1 protein-coding gene is annotated in these 208 nt (G+C 45.2%); it reads left to right on the top strand.

Translation table 11 applies throughout. The features are described 5' to 3' along the window. On the top strand, positions 1-208 hold a 208-nt coding region (locus ACM0OZ_RS49505; RefSeq protein ID WP_414590265.1), incomplete at both ends, for a WD40 repeat domain-containing protein.

The following is a 208-nucleotide window of genomic DNA, read 5'->3' as shown; positions in this document are numbered from 1 at the left end:
ATTGTCAGTGGGGGTGATGATGGCACAGTACGGTTGTGGTCTAGTAAAGGTCAGCAACTTGCCGTACTCAAAGGTCATCAAGGTTACGTATATTCAGTAGCAATCAGCACAGATAAGCAAACAATTGTCAGTGGTGGTTTTGATGGCACAATGCGGTTGTGGTCTAGTAAAGGTCAGCAACTTGCCGTACTCAAAGGTCATCAAGGTT

Source organism: Scytonema sp. PCC 10023 (assembly GCF_963920835.1).
Lineage (GTDB): Bacteria > Cyanobacteriota > Cyanobacteriia > Cyanobacteriales > Nostocaceae > Kalymmatonema.
The sequence above is the reverse complement of the archived record's forward strand: the minus strand, read 5'-3'. Positions and strand labels throughout refer to the sequence as shown.